16 protein-coding genes are annotated in these 14,143 nt (G+C 62.8%); 4 read left to right on the top strand and 12 right to left on the bottom strand.

The genetic code is table 11. From position 1 onward, the window contains the following. Positions 1-118: 118 nt before the first annotated feature. Together IOC61_RS13410 and IOC61_RS13405 are read left to right on the top strand one after the other, a co-directional pair. Positions 119-1,072, top strand: coding sequence for a S66 peptidase family protein (locus IOC61_RS13410; protein WP_195689255.1), 954 nt, complete (start codon positions 119-121; stop codon positions 1,070-1,072). A gap of 234 nt (positions 1,073-1,306) precedes the next feature. Then, positions 1,307-1,693: a septal ring lytic transglycosylase RlpA family protein gene (locus tag IOC61_RS13405; protein WP_195689254.1), complete on the top strand. Its 387-nt coding sequence runs from the start codon at positions 1,307-1,309 to the stop codon at positions 1,691-1,693. On the opposite strand, the gene IOC61_RS13400 is transcribed toward IOC61_RS13405, so the two are convergent. After that, the gene (locus IOC61_RS13400; RefSeq protein WP_195689253.1) at positions 1,686-2,318 is read right to left on the bottom strand and encodes a LysE/ArgO family amino acid transporter; all 633 of its coding nucleotides are present in this window, start codon (positions 2,316-2,318) and stop codon (positions 1,686-1,688) included. The genes IOC61_RS13405 and IOC61_RS13400 overlap by 8 nt on opposite strands. Positions 2,319-2,443: 125 nt before the next feature. Between IOC61_RS13400 and IOC61_RS13395 the strand changes: the two genes are divergently transcribed. Further along, complete coding sequence (locus IOC61_RS13395) at positions 2,444-3,313, top strand: LysR family transcriptional regulator ArgP (protein ID WP_195689252.1); 870 nt, start codon at positions 2,444-2,446, stop codon at positions 3,311-3,313. Positions 3,314-3,496: 183 nt separating this feature from the next. Here IOC61_RS13395 and IOC61_RS13390 read toward each other — a convergent pair whose 3' ends face one another. Together IOC61_RS13390 and yghU are read right to left on the bottom strand one after the other, a co-directional pair. Next, positions 3,497-3,868 carry a thioredoxin family protein gene (locus IOC61_RS13390; RefSeq protein ID WP_195689251.1) on the bottom strand — a complete coding sequence of 124 codons (372 nt, stop codon included), beginning with the start codon at positions 3,866-3,868 and terminating at the stop codon, positions 3,497-3,499. Next, positions 3,861-4,742, bottom strand: a complete 882-nt coding sequence (gene yghU, locus IOC61_RS13385; protein ID WP_195689250.1) for a glutathione-dependent disulfide-bond oxidoreductase — start codon at positions 4,740-4,742, stop codon at positions 3,861-3,863. Before yghU ends, IOC61_RS13390 begins: the two co-directional genes overlap by 8 nt. A 238-nt stretch (positions 4,743-4,980) precedes the next feature. On the opposite strand from yghU, the gene IOC61_RS13380 reads away from it, so the two are divergent. Beyond that, positions 4,981-5,517, top strand: coding sequence for a GspH/FimT family pseudopilin (locus IOC61_RS13380; protein WP_195689326.1), 537 nt, complete (start codon positions 4,981-4,983; stop codon positions 5,515-5,517). A gap of 115 nt (positions 5,518-5,632) precedes the next feature. On the opposite strand, the gene IOC61_RS13375 is transcribed toward IOC61_RS13380, so the two are convergent. The 9 genes from IOC61_RS13375 to ileS form a co-directional block, all read right to left on the bottom strand. Then, positions 5,633-6,751, bottom strand: coding sequence for a pilus assembly PilX family protein (locus IOC61_RS13375; protein ID WP_195689249.1), 1,119 nt, complete (start codon positions 6,749-6,751; stop codon positions 5,633-5,635). Continuing rightward, positions 6,748-7,470, bottom strand: a complete 723-nt coding sequence (locus tag IOC61_RS17685) for a prepilin-type N-terminal cleavage/methylation domain-containing protein (protein ID WP_229333133.1) — start codon at positions 7,468-7,470, stop codon at positions 6,748-6,750. Before IOC61_RS17685 ends, IOC61_RS13375 begins: the two co-directional genes overlap by 4 nt. After that, positions 7,467-7,922, bottom strand: coding sequence for a type IV pilus modification protein PilV (gene pilV, locus IOC61_RS13365; protein WP_229333132.1), 456 nt, complete (start codon positions 7,920-7,922; stop codon positions 7,467-7,469). Before pilV ends, IOC61_RS17685 begins: the two co-directional genes overlap by 4 nt. Further along, positions 7,919-8,356 carry a GspH/FimT family pseudopilin gene (locus IOC61_RS13360; protein ID WP_195689248.1) on the bottom strand — a complete coding sequence of 146 codons (438 nt, stop codon included), beginning with the start codon at positions 8,354-8,356 and terminating at the stop codon, positions 7,919-7,921. The genes pilV and IOC61_RS13360 overlap by 4 nt, the downstream gene beginning before the upstream one ends. A 4-nt stretch (positions 8,357-8,360) precedes the next feature. Further along, positions 8,361-8,771: a type IV pilin protein gene (locus tag IOC61_RS13355; protein ID WP_324254720.1), complete on the bottom strand. Its 411-nt coding sequence runs from the start codon at positions 8,769-8,771 to the stop codon at positions 8,361-8,363. 288 nt (positions 8,772-9,059) lie between these two features. Further along, positions 9,060-10,013: a 4-hydroxy-3-methylbut-2-enyl diphosphate reductase gene (gene ispH / locus IOC61_RS13350; RefSeq protein ID WP_195689247.1), complete on the bottom strand. Its 954-nt coding sequence runs from the start codon at positions 10,011-10,013 to the stop codon at positions 9,060-9,062. Positions 10,014-10,204: 191 nt separating this feature from the next. Further along, a complete protein-coding gene (gene fkpB / locus IOC61_RS13345) occupies positions 10,205-10,666 on the bottom strand; it encodes an FKBP-type peptidyl-prolyl cis-trans isomerase (protein WP_195689246.1) in 462 nt (153 codons plus the stop codon). A gap of 64 nt (positions 10,667-10,730) precedes the next feature. After that, positions 10,731-11,285 (bottom strand): signal peptidase II, encoded by a 555-nt coding sequence (gene lspA / locus IOC61_RS13340; RefSeq protein ID WP_420706350.1) that lies wholly within the window; start codon positions 11,283-11,285, stop codon positions 10,731-10,733. An 8-nt stretch (positions 11,286-11,293) separates the two neighbouring features. Beyond that, positions 11,294-14,137 (bottom strand): isoleucine--tRNA ligase, encoded by a 2,844-nt coding sequence (ileS, locus tag IOC61_RS13335; RefSeq protein WP_195689245.1) that lies wholly within the window; start codon positions 14,135-14,137, stop codon positions 11,294-11,296. Between the last annotated feature and the right edge of the window lie 6 nt (positions 14,138-14,143).

The raw sequence follows: 14,143 nt of genomic DNA, 5'->3' as shown, positions 1-14,143 counted from the left end.
CGGAACAGCCTTGAGCGGTACCGCCCAGTGCGATAGCCCTTTCCAGCCGGGGTGACGAGATGCGTCGACGCGCCCCCCATGCCATCCTAGGGGCTTTTCCAGCCGCCGGATCCTTCCCATGTCGCTTGCCATCAGCCTGATTGCCCCCTCCTCGGTCACCGACGACGACGCCATCGCGCGCGGCATTCGTGGGCTGGAGTCGCTGGGTGTCAGGGTGCGCTGCCCCGAACCGCTGCAGCGGCCCTGTCGCTACCTGGCCGGTTCACGCGAGTGGCGCCTGGCCCAGCTGCATGCCGCCCATGACGACCCCGAGACCCAGGCCGTGTGGGCGATCCGCGGCGGCTACGGCGCCGCCCAGCTCCTCGACGGCATCGACTGGGCTCGGCTGGCCGCCAACCCCAAGCCCCTGGTGGGCTACTCCGATGTCACCGTGCTGCTCGACCACTGGCACCGCCACGGCCTGCCGGCGATCCACGGCCCGGTGGTCAAGGCCGCGGGCGGCCTGCTCGAGGCCGAACACGCGGCCGACGACAAGGAGACCGAAAGCGAGGCCGCTAGCGAGAACAACCACGAGGAGCACCGGGTAGTGCATCAGCAGTTCACCGAGACCCTGGCGCTGATTCAGGGGACGGCAACGCTCGGCTGGCCTACTACCGATTGGCCCATTGCCGCCTGGGGCGAGGCCCCCGCCACACTCTCCGGTCCTCTCGTCGGCGGCAACCTCACCACCCTGGCAAGCCTCGCGGGCACCCCGGCCGCCTTCCAGGCACCGCCCGGGGCGCTGGTGATCATCGAGGATGTGGGGGAGCCCTGGTATCGCCTGGAGCGGGCCCTGTGGCAGCTGGTGCATGGCGGCGCCCTGGACCGGGCCGCCGCCGTCTGCCTGGGTACCTTCGAGGGCTGCCCGCCCTGGGGCGACGAATGCCTCGAGGCGATCCTCGCCGCGACCCTGGCGCCGCTGGGCATCCCGCTCTATCACGGCCTGCCGGTGGGCCATGGACTGCACAACCGGCCCTGGCGCTACGGCGCCAGCGGGCAGATCCGCCTGGGGCGTCTCAGCGTCGCGAGCTGACGCGCAGGCGGCCTGCACCAGCGCTTTCTCTCTACAACAGGGCTTCTATATAAGATTGTCGCGTTCATGCGGGCATTGGCGCCCATCGTCGGGATTCCTTGCCTCACCCATCGCTGGCGGGTATTATTTTTGCACCGCAGCGAGGAGCTCCCCTCGCGCTGCACCGCAGCGTGCTGACTCACGTGGTATCGTGAAAAAGCACACGTGCCCAGCGAGAATCGTGAGGAAACACCGATGGGAACCCGAACGCGCCTGATGCTGACCTGCTGCCTGGCAGGCCTGCTGGCCCTCGGCACTGCTGCCAGCGTTCATGCTCATGACGCCAGCGCCGAGACTCAGCAGGGATACGCCTCCTTCTATGCCGACAAGTTCCAGGGCCGCACCACGGCCAGCGGGGTGCCGTTCGACCAGAACCGGCTCACCGCCGCCCATCGTCACCTGCCCTTCGGCACCGAGGTGGAAGTAGAGCGCCCGGACACCGGCCAGAAGGTCACGGTCGTGATCAACGATCGCGGCCCCTTCGTGAGGGGCCGCATCATCGATCTCTCCAAGCGCGCCGCCAGGAAGCTGGGGTTGCTCGATCGCGGCGTGGCCCCGGTGGTCGTTACCCAGATCAACTGACTCCCGCCATGGCGGCCGGCATGCCCGTCCCGCTCGCCAGCTGAACCGCGATGGCGGCCATCATCACGCCGATGGCCCCGTCGATGACTCGCCACGCCACCGGCCGCTTCAGCCAGGGCGCCAGCGCCGCCCCACCCCAGGCCAGCAGGCTGAACCACAGGATCGACGCCGACCCCGCCCCGGCCAGGAAGCCGGCGGTGCTGCTCTGCTGTGCCCCTACCGCCGGAATCAGCAGCAGGGTATCCAGATAGACTTGGGGGTTGAGCAGGGTCACCGCCAGGGTGGCCAGGATCACCCTGCGACGCCCCGGTGGTGCCTGGGCCTCGCCATCCAGTCCCTGACGCCCGCTGGCCGCACGCCACAGGGCCTGGGCGGCCAGCCAGCCAAGAAACAGCACCCCGGCCCAGCGCATCAGCTCCATCGCCTGGGGCATCGCCAGCAGCAGCGCACTGATGCCGAGCATGCCGGCACTGAGCAGCAGCAGGTCGCTGGTCATGCACAGCCCGGCCGACCACCAGTGGTGCTGACGACGCACCGCCAGCCCCAGCACATAGGCGTTCTGGGCGCCAATCGCCATGATGATCCCGCCGCTAACCACCAGCCCGGTCAGATAGCTTTCCAGCACTTTGCTGCTCCCTCTCGTTATCGGTGGCGTCCAGCCTAGCCGACGCCGGTCATACGCAAAAATCATCCTGTTAATGCCACATCAGTTCTGCTTATGATGAACCCAAATATAGGCCGGGACATAAGATGCTGGATTACAAGCTGCTGGAGGCCCTGGCGGCCGTGGTGGAGTGCGGCGGGTTCGAGCGCGCCGGCGAGGCGCTGGGGCTCTCGCAATCGGCGATCTCCCAGCGTATCCGCACCCTGGAGATACGCCTGGGGCAGCCCGCACTGGTTCGCACCCCGGCGCTGGCCCCCACGCCGGTAGGCCGCCAGCTGCTCAACCATGCTCGGCGCGTGCAGCTGCTCGAGCGCGACCTGAGCCGGGCGCTGCCGACCCTGGAGAGCGAGGCACCACGCCTGCGCATCGCGGTAAACGCCGACAGCCTGGCCACCTGGTGGGCCGAGGCCGTTGGGGCGCTGTGTCGGGAGGAGGGGGTAGTCCTCGACCTGGTGGTGGAGGATCAGGAGGTCGGCCTGCGCCGCCTGCGCGACGGCGATGTGGCCGCCTGCCTGTGTGCCAGCCCGCAGCCCATCGCCGGGGCACGCGCCCTGCCCCTGGGCCGGATGAGCTATCTGCCGCTGGCCACGCCCGCCTATCGCGAGCGCCACTTCCCGGCGGGCCCTACCCCCGAGGCCTTTCGCCAGGCGCCGGCCATCGTCTTCGGCCCCAACGACCAGCTGCAGCACCGCTTCCTGGCCCAGTGCGGCTACCACGGTCCCTTTCCCTACCACCTCTGCCCCGCCTCCGAGGGTTTCGTCAGGCTGGCCCTGGCCGGCATGGGCTACGGCATGATCCCGCGCATGCAGGTGGAGAGCCGGCTGGCGGCCGGCGAGCTGGTCAGCATCGCCCCGGGGCAGGCGCTGGAGGTGTCGCTCTACTGGCACAGCTGGCGCCATAGCGGCCAGCTGATCGAGCGGCTGAGCGAGGCGTTGGGCGCGGTCACTCTGGTGTGACTAGGCTCTGTCCGAAAACTGCCTGCGCTCGGCTATACGGCGTTAAAAATCGACTCAAAGTACTCATTTACACTCCGTAAACTCCGTCTTTTCGCCGATTTTTGCCTTGTCTAACCTTCGCTCGCCGACTTTTCAGACAAAGCCTAAATACGCCTGGGGCGGGGTTTTCCTGGCCTGATTCTCTCAGGCCTGATTTCCCTTGTGGTAGGGGCGCTCGATCGAGCGATGCAACGCCGCCAGCGAAAAGGCGCGCACGAACTCGTCGAAGGGGCGACCATCGAACCACAGCCGTATCACCGGCAGGCTGAACACCTGGCGCTGGGCACACACCGACTGCCCCTCACCCTGGCAATCTACATAGACGCCCCGCATGGCGGGAAACGACTCGGCCAGCATCGCCTCGATGCGCGGCTTGATCGCCTGACACACCCCACAAGCTGGGCCGCCATAAAGCACCAGCAGCGCCGGGGACTCCGCCTCCAGCGCCGCCAGCTCCTCAAGGGAAGAGACAGGGCGCAGCGCACTCGCCTCGCCCCTCTCACTCGGCTTACTCATCATCACCGTCGGCGAGCTTGTCCTGGGTGCGGGTGGCGAAGTCCTCGGCCGAGTGACGCTCATGGAGCTGCATCTCCGGCTCGCCGAAGGTGCAGTTGACCATGCGCCCGCGCTGCACCGCCGGGCGCTCGTCGATCTCCCGGGCCCAGCGCACCACGTGGGTGTACTCCTGTACCTGCAGGAACTCGCCGGCATCATAGAGCCGCCCCAGCACCAGCTGGCCATACCAGGGCCAGGTGGCCATATCGGCGATGGTGTAGGTGTCGCCGGCCAGGTAACGGTTCTCGGCCAGGTGGCGATCCAGCACATCGAGCTGGCGCTTGGTCTCCATGGCGTAGCGGTCGATGGGGTACTCGAGCATCTCCGGCGCATAGGCGTAGAAGTGACCGAAGCCGCCACCCAGGAAGGGCGCGCTGCCCATCTGCCAGAACAGCCAATTCAGGGTCTCGGTACGCGCGACGTGATCGCTCGGCAGAAACTCACCGAACTTCTCCGCCAGGTAGAGCAGGATGGAGCCGGACTCGAACACCCGGGTGGGCGGCGTGGTGGAGTGATCCATCAGCGCCGGGATCTTGGAGTTGGGGTTCGCCTCGACGAAGCCACTGCCGAACTGGTCGCCATCGCCGATGCGGATCAGCCAGGCGTCGTACTCGGCGTCTTGATGCCCCAGCGCCAGCAGCTCCTCGAACATCACCGTGACCTTGACCCCATTGGGGGTGGCCAGAGAGTAGAGCTGGAAGGGGTGCTCGCCTACCGGCAGCGGCTTCTCATGAGTTGCCCCGGCGACCGGGCGGTTGGTGCTGGCGAAGGCGCCTCCGCTGGATCGTTCCCACTTCCACACATTGGGCGGCACGTACTGATTCTGTTCGCTCATGCTGACTCCTGGTTGCGAAGCCGCTCCGATCATCGGCGACGGCGTGTGAGGCTCCGACAAACGATAGCGGGTTAAGGTTTCGGATTCGAGCCGCCGGGCTGGCCAGCCACCATGAATCACGCATAAGCGTGGTGGCAAACGCCTACAACCGTGATAGGAAAAGACCGACAACGTGCATGGGGCGCTTGGCTAAGGTGAAGGTATCAACGGGTCAGGTAAGCACTCTCGGGAGGGCCCTATGCGCCTCATAGCGTCATCATCGGCCGGCCTGCCCTCGCACCGCGGCTTTACCCTGATCGAGCTGCTCGTGGCCATCGCCGTGCTCGCCATCATGGTCACCTGGGCTGTGCCGAGCTTCCAGCAGTTTACCGCCCGCAACGAGGTTGCCGCCGAGGTGATGCGCCTCAAGAGTGCGCTGGTCATGACTCGCAGCGCGGCCATTACCCGCCGCGGCACCGTTACGCTGTGCCCGAGTGTGGATTTGAGCCAGTGTGCGATCAGCAACAACGCCGACGGCAAAGCGTGGCTGGCCACCCTGGCCATTTTCGAAGGCCGCGGCGATCCCGGCGACTCCCTGCTGCGCACGCTTGGCGAGAGCCGGCTACCCGCCCTCACCTATCGCAATGATAATCGTCCGGTGCGCTACAGCGCCCTGGGCAGGGCCGGCGGCTACTTTGGGTCGTTTCGGCTCTGTGGCCGCCGGGACGAGGGTGCCAAGGTCATCGTCAATATCATGGGGCGCGTGCGCGTGGATTCGAAACGGCCCGAGTGTTGATCCATTATGAAGCTACTCCCAATGTTACCTTGAGAAATAGCCTCACCCTAACAGACAGGCATAAGTTACAGCTTAGAGGGAACCTAACAATAACCTCCCCACTTTAAACACAACACTACTTCCAGCTTTCTATACCCCAACCACTTTCACCACCACTGCCCTCACCACTGGCACCACCACTGGCACCACCACTGGCACCACCAAAAAACTCATCTAAAGTAACCCCTCCAGACGAAAGTGCAGCCTTTACCACATCACTATCAAACCATACAGTACCCTTATTGCCCCCACCATTAAGCTTAGCCTTTTCAACTTCACCTAACTTATCTGCATCCCAGCTTGCATCACCTATCTTATTACCCCCCAAATTCAAAACAATCAAAACACCCTGAATATCTGCATTACCACCAACCTGTACATCACCATCAAGAACAATATGAACACCTTCAAGCGTTCCGTTACCTGTATACTTTAGTCCTTTATCATAAAAACACAGCCCTGAACATGGGTTTTTCTTTGCATCCTTCTTGCCAGTTACTGGGTTATTATCATACATTTTTTTAAGAAGATCCAACCTCTCTTGAACAGAGCTTGAAAAATAGCCGGTATTACTTTCTGTCAAAGCTGCTTTCGACCCAATATTAATAACACTTTCTTTAGTATAGCTTGACAGCCCGAACTCTATCATGAAAGAAGCCACAGACACTGTTTCACCATCACTATTAACATACTCGCCCCCTGAAACCTCGCTAGCCGAAGAACTAGGCAGTTGAAGCGCACCGTCTTTAACATCACCAACAAGACTAGTAGTTGCAAAATTCCCCATGCCGACACTAGGAGGAATAAGCTTTACAACCAAAACATTGCTAGCAGCACCAGAGCTCACAATCTCCCCAGCAGCAACAATATATTCTTCCCCCCCTTCTTTTACATATTTATAATAACACGTCACAGGAAGCTGACATTCACCGTCCTCTCCGTCACTCAAGTCAGACCAAGTCAAGCCCCCCAAGTCAGAAACTTCAGGAGCCTTATCCCAATCTGCTGACTCAATATTATGAACCCCCTTCGATGCGGCCTCTTCAGCTGCCATTTGCACCTGAGATTGCGCCTTGTAATTCCCTGCCAGCCGCTCATCGAGTTGCGATGATTGCATACTGGACAGGCCGACCATCAGCGATACGGCCAGCAACGATAGAACGACTATTAGCGCTGCGCCTTTTTGTCTACTCATAGCATTGGGCATCCTTTTTTCGGATTACTATGCGGTTGATAAACCCCTTTTTTGTAGCAGGAATCGGGGTAAATTTTTTCACCATCATCATCGTACCCAGGCTCTGGCTCTGGCTCTGGCTCTGGCTCTGGCTCTGGCTCTGGCTCTGGCTCTGGCTCTGGCTCTGGCTCTGGCTCTGGCTCTGGCTCTGGCTCTGGCTCTGGCTCTGGCTCTGGCTCTGGCTCCGACTGTGGCTGCTCCCCTCCTGAACTACCAACCGCAGCCGTACGATCTACAGCAATAAACTTGATAGGCTCTCGACTGCCATCCACACTCTCCAACTCAAAATCAAACGTTGTCACAGCGCCACTTGATGTCGCCAACCCATAACTTGGGTTTGAAAAAGAAATATATTCTTCACTCGTACTTTTAGGCATCACCAACCCACCCACGAGCGCCTGAAAGCTGGCACCATCATTTCTCTTAATTACTGCAGCCTCCTTGTTTTTATCAACCCGGTACAGTCTATAATCCACAGACTCAAACTCTCCTCGCCTCACCTCTCTAATCAAATCCTCGGTAAGGAAGGTGATGGCCGCTTGCTTTTCGCCAAGCAGCTCAACCTGACGATTGGTCTGAAACACAGTCAGAAAGAGCTGGCCGGCACCAAGAATGATCACCAGGCCAATCACCATGGCGACCATCAGCTCAACAAGAGAGAACCCCTTACTTCGGATCATGGCGCTGTTCCCGGAAGTCGAACGGTGTAATCAAACATTGGATCACCTTCTGAACCAAACCTTTTGTCAGACCACTCAACTGATATATAAAACTCGCAGCCTGCATTAGGGGTGCCTGCCGGTGATACTGCGGCTTTCACAAGCTCTGGAAGGTATCCTTTCCAGCTGTCATGCCAACTTTTTCCTCCCAAATCCTTGGCAACAGACCAACTAGGACATTTCATGTCTCCCGCGTTCGCCATAGCCGCCCAAAGTCTCTCCTGCGCATCCTGTGCCGCCAGTGAAGCAATGGAACGTTGATAAGCGGCATGGGCCCCTTGCAAGGACTTGAGCTGCATGGCCGCCACACCCAGCATGCCGATGGACAGCACCAGCAGGGCAACCAGCGCCTCAATCAAGGTAAAACCGTGCTGCTTAGAGCCGCGCTGCCTGGTGGAAGAAAGGCCCATCATGAACCACCTCCAGCTCGACCCATGGGGCTGATATTGATGGTGCGGTCATCCACTTCCGAGTACGCATTACTTAGTGTCAGAGTGCAACCCGAAGAGCAGGAGCCTGTCGGCTTACCAAGGGAGCCAAAGGTAACCGAAAAGTCCTTGGTCAACCAGGTACGCTTGTCTCTTCCAGAGCGAATACGAATATCACCACCATCTGACACTTTATACACCCAAGGCTTCGACTGAGACACCGTGAAGGTTACTTTCTTGCGTTTCTTTATGGCCTCGCTTCTGGTGTAGTTAATACCAGAGAGCACTTCATTATAATCCGAGGCAACATGGCTCACTGCCATCATGCGCTGGAACCCTGGCACGGCCACAGTCGTCAAGATAATCGCTACTGCCATGGTGATCATCAGTTCGATCAGGGTAAAGCCTCGCTGCGCCATCTAGTCAGTCCTCAGGACAGTCCGTTGTGACTTCCCCAGTTGCATTGATCGCCAGGCACTGCTCCTCGACATTCGCCCCAGATTCTGCCGTTGCAGCCAGTGAATACGAGGCGGCACTGCTGGAAGAGAACGCGAAACTATACGTTTCGGTAGCACTCAAATCCGGATCGCAGCTGCTGTAACTGTAGTTTTCGGTATAACAGCGCTCTACTGCTGCAGCCCCCTCCATCAGCCTGGCCTCGGCCTCGGCAGTATTCGCGCGGGCCACATACTGGGTATAACTCGGATACGCAATCGACGCCAAGATACCAATAACGGCGACAGCAATCATCAGCTCGATAAGACTGAAACCGGCGCTGTGCCGGACAGTGCCTGCCGGACGCCGGGGTGTGCGTTGAGAGGTGTCGATGATCACGCGTGACGTCTCCCTACGGATGATGTATTTGTTTCAGTATGTATCAAGAGGCGAGGCCCCGGTAGGGTGATGGACCAATAATGTCATGCTGTCGGGATGAGCGGCACCCTGCACATCTGCCATGATGGGTTAGGCGCTGAGGCGCTGCTGGCTATCGGACATGATCGGCACCCCCTGACACGCATACCCGAGCGATGCGTCCCATACTCCTTCCCAGGAGACAGAAGCGCCGCCGTCTTTCGGGTGACGGCGGCGCTTCTGGCTTGGCGCGGGCGTTGATAAGGCGCCCTACTCGCTGACAATTACCCGCTCACGCAATTCGCGGGGCATGGAGAAGGTGATGGTCTCCTCGCGGCCGGCAAGCTCCTCGGGGGCGCTGGCACCGAAGCTCTTGAGCCGCTCGATCACGCCCTGCACCAGCACTTCCGGGGCGCTGGCGCCGGCGGTGACGCCGATGGCATTGACGCCCTCGAGCCAGGCCGGGTCGACCTGGTCGGCGTTGTCGACCAGATAGGCGGGGGTGCCGACCCGCTCGGAAAGCTCCCGCAGGCGGTTGGAGTTGGAGCTGTTGGGGCTTCCCACCACCAGCACCAGGTCCGCGCCGTCGGCCAGCTCACGCACGGCATCCTGGCGGTTCTGGGTGGCGTAGCAGATGTCATCCTTGCGCGGCCCCTGGATGTCCGGGAAGCGGGCGCGCAGGGCGTCGATCACCTTGGCGGTGTCATCCATGGAGAGGGTGGTCTGGGTAACGTAGGCCAGGCGACTCGGATCCTTCACCTCGAGAGTGGCCACATCCTCCTCGTTCTCCACCAGATGAATGGTGCCGCCGAGGCTGGTGTCGTAGCGCCCCATGGTGCCCTCCACCTCGGGGTGGCCGGCGTGGCCGATCAGCACACACTCCTGGCCACGGCGGGCGTAGCGCAGCACCTCCAGGTGCACCTTGGTGACCAGCGGGCAGGTGGCGTCGAACACCTTGAGGCCACGCTGCTCGGCCTCCTCCTGAACGGCGCGCGAGACGCCATGGGCGGAGAAGATCACGATCACGTCGTCGGGTACCTCATGGAGCTCCTCGACGAATACCGCTCCCCGCTCGCGCAGGCTGTCGACCACGAAGCGGTTATGGACCACCTCATGACGCACGTAGATCGGCGGACCGAACACGTCCAGCGCACTGTTGACGATCTCGATGGCGCGGTCGACGCCAGCGCAGAAGCCACGGGGATTGGCGAGCCTGATTTGCATGGTGAAAAATTCCTTGATGCGAAGCAGCATCAGTCAAACTGATAGCCAAGGCTGGCGAGCTTTAGAACGTTTGGCGTGAGCTTTTGGGGTCAGACCCCAGCATAGCCGCCAAGCATGGCATTGTGCACAAAGCGAGGCAAACCCGACGCCTCCAAGGCTTTCCATCAGAGGCGCCGCCAGGTGTGGGGTGCTTAGTGGGTAGTGGCCGGCACTACGTCGATGATCTCGACCTCGAAGGTCAGGGTACGCCCCGCCAGCGGGTGGTTGAAGTCCACGTCCACCTGCTCCCCCTCGATGGCGCTGATCACGCCGGGCAGCTCGCCGCCGGCGGGGTCGGCGAAGGACATCACGGTGCCGATCTCCAGGGGCTCTTCACCGAAGTCCTCGCGCTTGAGGCGCTGGATGTTCTGCGGGTTGTGCTGGCCGAAGGCGTGCTCCGGGGTGATCTCGAAGGTGGCGCTCTCGCCGGCACTCATGCCCTTCATGGGGTGCTCAAAGCCGGGCGGCAGATTGCCGTCGCCCAGCTGGAAGGTGGCCGGGGCCTTGTCGCGGGTGGAGTCCACCACGGTGCCGTCTTCCAGCTTGAGGGTGAAGTGCAGGGTCACTTCCATGCCCTCGTCGATGCGGTGCTGCAGGCTGTTATGGTCGGTCATGGGTATCAGACTCGAATAAAATGAAGATCGCCCGATAAATCGGGCTCCTACGATAAAAACCTTGTCAGCGTCGCTGGCGGGCGCGGCGCTTCTCGCCGAACACCGACTCCCAGATCAGCCCGATGGCGCCCAGGGTGATGCCGATGTCCGCCACGTTGAAGGCGGGGTAGTACCAGCCCGCCGCGTGGAAGGAGAGGAAGTCGACCACATAGCCGTGCACCAGGCGATCGTAGAGGTTGCCCAGGGCGCCGCCGATGATCATCGCCAGCGACGCCGCAAGCAGCGTCTCGTCGCGCTTGAGCCGGCGCATCCAGAGCGTCAGGCCGATACTCGCCCCCACCGCGATGGTGGCGAACAGCCAGCGCTGCCAGCCTGGGTGGCTGGCCAGGAAGCTGAAGGCCGCGCCGGTGTTGTGCAGCAGCGTCAGGTTGAAGAACGGCAGCACCTCTACCGGCCGGGCGAACTGCAGCCAGGCAGAGGCGGCGTACTTGGTGGCCAGGTCGAGCACGACCACCGCCAGCGCCAGCCATAGCCAGCGCAGGGGCTGGTGCATGGGCGGTACGGCCGCCACTTCGGCGCCCTTGCCCGCCTCGTTCGTGGCAGGGTCTGACTCACGCATAGTGCACCTCACGCATAGTGACGCGTCTCGCCCGGGCCATCCGGCAGATTGCTGATGCAACGGCCGCAGAGGTCGATATGCGCGGCGTGGCTGCCCACATCCTCGCGGTGGTGCCAGCAGCGCTCGCACTTCTGGTTCGGGCTCTCGTTGACGGCGACCTTGAGGCCCTCGAGCTCGGTGGCCTCGGCCCCCTCGGGCGCTTCACCCTCGGCCAGCGGTGCCAGGCGCACCTCGCTGGTCAGCATCACGAAGCGCAGCTCGTCGCCCAGCTTGGCCAGCGTGGCGTGCAGGGCATCGTCCACGTAGAGGGTGACCTCGGCGGCCAGGCTGCCCTTGATCGCCTTGGCGTTACGGGCGTCTTCCAGGCACTTGTTGACCGCCTGCTTGACGTTGAGCACCTGCTCCCAGAAGTCGCGGCCCATCTCGGCGTCATCGGCCAGGGTCTCGAGCCCGGTGTAGTACTCCTCCAGCAGCACGCTGTCGCCGCGCGTCCCGGGAATATGCTCATGGATCTCCTCGGCGGTGAAGCTGAGGATCGGCGCCACCCAGCGCGAGAGCGCCTCGACCACGTGGTAGAGCGCGGTCTGGGCGCTGCGGCGGGCCACCGAGTCGGCCTGGGTGGTGTACTGGCGGTCCTTGATCACGTCCAGGTAGAAGCCGCCCAGCTCACGGGCACAGAAGCCGTGTACCTGCTGGTAGACATCCAGGAAGCGGTACTCCTCATAGGCGGTCTCGATGCGCGCCTGCAGCTGGGCGGCGCGGTCCACCACCCACTGATCCAGGGCCAGCATCTCATCGAACGGCAGCGCGTCACGCTGCGGCTCGAAGCCGTTGAGGTTGGCGAGCAGGAAGCGCGAGGTGTTGCGGATGCGGCGATAGACATCGGCGGTGCGCTTGAGGATCTCGTCGGAGACCGCCATCTCGCCGGAGTAGTCGGTGGAGGCGGCCCACAGGCGCAGGATATCGGCGCCGAGCTTGTCCATCACCTGCTGGGGGGCGACCACGTTGCCCACCGACTTGGACATCTTGCGGCCCTGGGCATCCACGGTGAAGCCGTGGGTGAGCAGGCCGCGGTACGGCGGGTGGCCGTCGATGGCACAGCCGGTCAGCAGCGAGGAGTGGAACCAGCCGCGGTGCTGGTCGGAGCCCTCCAGGTAGAGGTCGGCGCGCGGGCCGCTCTCATGGCCGTGGGGGTGCGAGCCACGCAGCACATGGCGATGGGTGGTGCCGGAGTCGAACCACACGTCCAGGGTATCGATGACCTTGTCGTAGTCGGCGGCCTCCTCGTCCAGCAGCTCGGCAGGATCGAGGCGGAACCAGGCATCGATGCCCTCGGCCTCGACACGCTTGGCGGCCTCCTCCATCAGCTCGACGGTGCGCGGATGCAGCTCGCCGCTGGCCTTGTGCAGGAAGAACGGAATCGGCACGCCCCAGTTGCGCTGACGGGAGATACACCAGTCGGGGCGGTTGGCGATCATGCTGTGCAGGCGCGCCTTGCCCCAGGCCGGGGTGAAGCGGGTGGCCTCGATGCCCTCGAGCGCACGCTCGCGCAGGGTGCGGCCATCCTTGCCGGCCACGTCCATGCCCACGAACCACTGGGCGGTGGCGCGGTAGATCACCGGCGTCTTGTGCCGCCAGCAGTGCATGTAGCTGTGGGTGATCGGCTTGTGGGCCATCAGCGCGCCGACCTCCTCGAGCTTGGCGACGATCTGGAGGTTGGCCTTCCAGATCATCTGGCCACCGAAGAACGGCAGGCTGTCGACGTAGACGCCATTGCCCTGCACCGGGCTCTCGATCTCGTCGAAGGTCATGCCGTGGGCGCGACAGGTCACGAAGTCATCCACGCCGTAGGCCGGCGCCGAGTGGACGATGCCGGTGCTGCCCACCTCGGACTCCACGTAGTCGGCCAGATAGACCGGCGACAGGCGCTCATAGAGCGGATGGCGGAAGCGGATGCCGTCGAAGGCCTCGCCACGGGCGGTGGCGATCACCTCGCCGCTCAGGCCGAAGCGCTCCAGGCACGACTCCACCAGCTCCTCGGCCAGCACCAGCAGTCGCTCGCCGGTGTCCACCAGGGCGTAGGTGAACTCCGGGTGCATATTGAGCGCCTGGTTGGCGGGAACGGTCCAGGGCGTGGTGGTCCAGATGACCACCGCGGCCGCCTTGGGCAGCGCCTCCAGGCCGAAGACGGCCGCCAGGCGGTCCGCGTCCTCGATCGGGAAGGCCACATCGATGGCGTCGGACTGCTTGTCCTGGTACTCCACCTCGGCCTCGGCCAGCGCCGAGCCACAGTCGAAGCACCAGTTGACCGGCTTCAGCCCCTTGAACACATAGCCGGCCTCGACCATGTCGGCCAGGGCGCGGATCTCGCCCGCCTCGTTGGCGTAGTCCATGGAGCGGTAGGGGTTGTCCCAGTCGCCGATCACTCCCAGGCGCACGAAGTCCTTTAGCTGCTCCTGGATCTGCTCGGCGGCATACTCGCGGCACAGCTCGCGGGCACGCTCGGGCTCCAGCTGCTTGCCGTGGGTGGTCTCCACCTTGTGCTCGATGGGCAGGCCGTGGCAGTCCCAGCCGGGCACGTAAGGGGCATCGAAGCCGGCCAGGTTCTTCGACTTGACGATGATGTCCTTGAGGATCTTGTTGACGGCGTGACCGATATGAATGCTGCCATTGGCGTAGGGAGGGCCATCGTGCAGCACGAACAGCTCACGACCCTGGCGCGCCTCGCGCAGGCGGTGGTAGATATCCTGCTGCTGCCACCGGGCCAGCCGCTCGGGCTCGCGCTTGGGCAGCATGCCGCGCATGGGGAAGTCGGTTTCTGGCAGGTTCAGAGTGGGCTTGTAGTCGCTCATATTCTG

It is taken from the genome of Halomonas sp. KAO (assembly GCF_015595025.1).
Taxonomy (GTDB): domain Bacteria; phylum Pseudomonadota; class Gammaproteobacteria; order Pseudomonadales; family Halomonadaceae; genus Halomonas.
Note: the sequence above shows the minus strand (reverse complement) of the source record. Positions and strands in the feature narration are given on the sequence as shown.

Bases quoted from the DNA above. Each gene is read 5' to 3' on its own strand.
- IOC61_RS13410 (WP_195689255.1), top strand. From the start codon at position 119: ATGTCGCTTGCCATCAGCCTGATTGCCCCCTCCTCGGTCACCGACGAC.
- IOC61_RS13405 (WP_195689254.1), top strand. From the start codon at position 1,307: ATGGGAACCCGAACGCGCCTGATGCTGACCTGCTGCCTGGCAGGCCTG.
- IOC61_RS13395 (WP_195689252.1), top strand. From the start codon at position 2,444: ATGCTGGATTACAAGCTGCTGGAGGCCCTGGCGGCCGTGGTGGAGTGC.
- IOC61_RS13390 (WP_195689251.1), bottom strand. From the start codon at position 3,868: ATGAGTAAGCCGAGTGAGAGGGGCGAGGCGAGTGCGCTGCGCCCTGTC.
- yghU (WP_195689250.1), bottom strand. From the start codon at position 4,742: ATGAGCGAACAGAATCAGTACGTGCCGCCCAATGTGTGGAAGTGGGAA.
- IOC61_RS13380 (WP_195689326.1), top strand. From the start codon at position 4,981: ATGCGCCTCATAGCGTCATCATCGGCCGGCCTGCCCTCGCACCGCGGC.
- IOC61_RS13375 (WP_195689249.1), bottom strand. From the start codon at position 6,751: ATGAGTAGACAAAAAGGCGCAGCGCTAATAGTCGTTCTATCGTTGCTG.
- IOC61_RS17685 (WP_229333133.1), bottom strand. From the start codon at position 7,470: ATGATCCGAAGTAAGGGGTTCTCTCTTGTTGAGCTGATGGTCGCCATG.
- pilV (WP_229333132.1), bottom strand. From the start codon at position 7,922: ATGATGGGCCTTTCTTCCACCAGGCAGCGCGGCTCTAAGCAGCACGGT.
- IOC61_RS13360 (WP_195689248.1), bottom strand. From the start codon at position 8,356: ATGGCGCAGCGAGGCTTTACCCTGATCGAACTGATGATCACCATGGCA.
- ispH (WP_195689247.1), bottom strand. From the start codon at position 10,013: ATGCAAATCAGGCTCGCCAATCCCCGTGGCTTCTGCGCTGGCGTCGAC.
- fkpB (WP_195689246.1), bottom strand. From the start codon at position 10,666: ATGACCGACCATAACAGCCTGCAGCACCGCATCGACGAGGGCATGGAA.
- lspA (WP_420706350.1), bottom strand. From the start codon at position 11,285: ATGCGTGAGTCAGACCCTGCCACGAACGAGGCGGGCAAGGGCGCCGAA.
- ileS (WP_195689245.1), bottom strand. From the start codon at position 14,137: ATGAGCGACTACAAGCCCACTCTGAACCTGCCAGAAACCGACTTCCCC.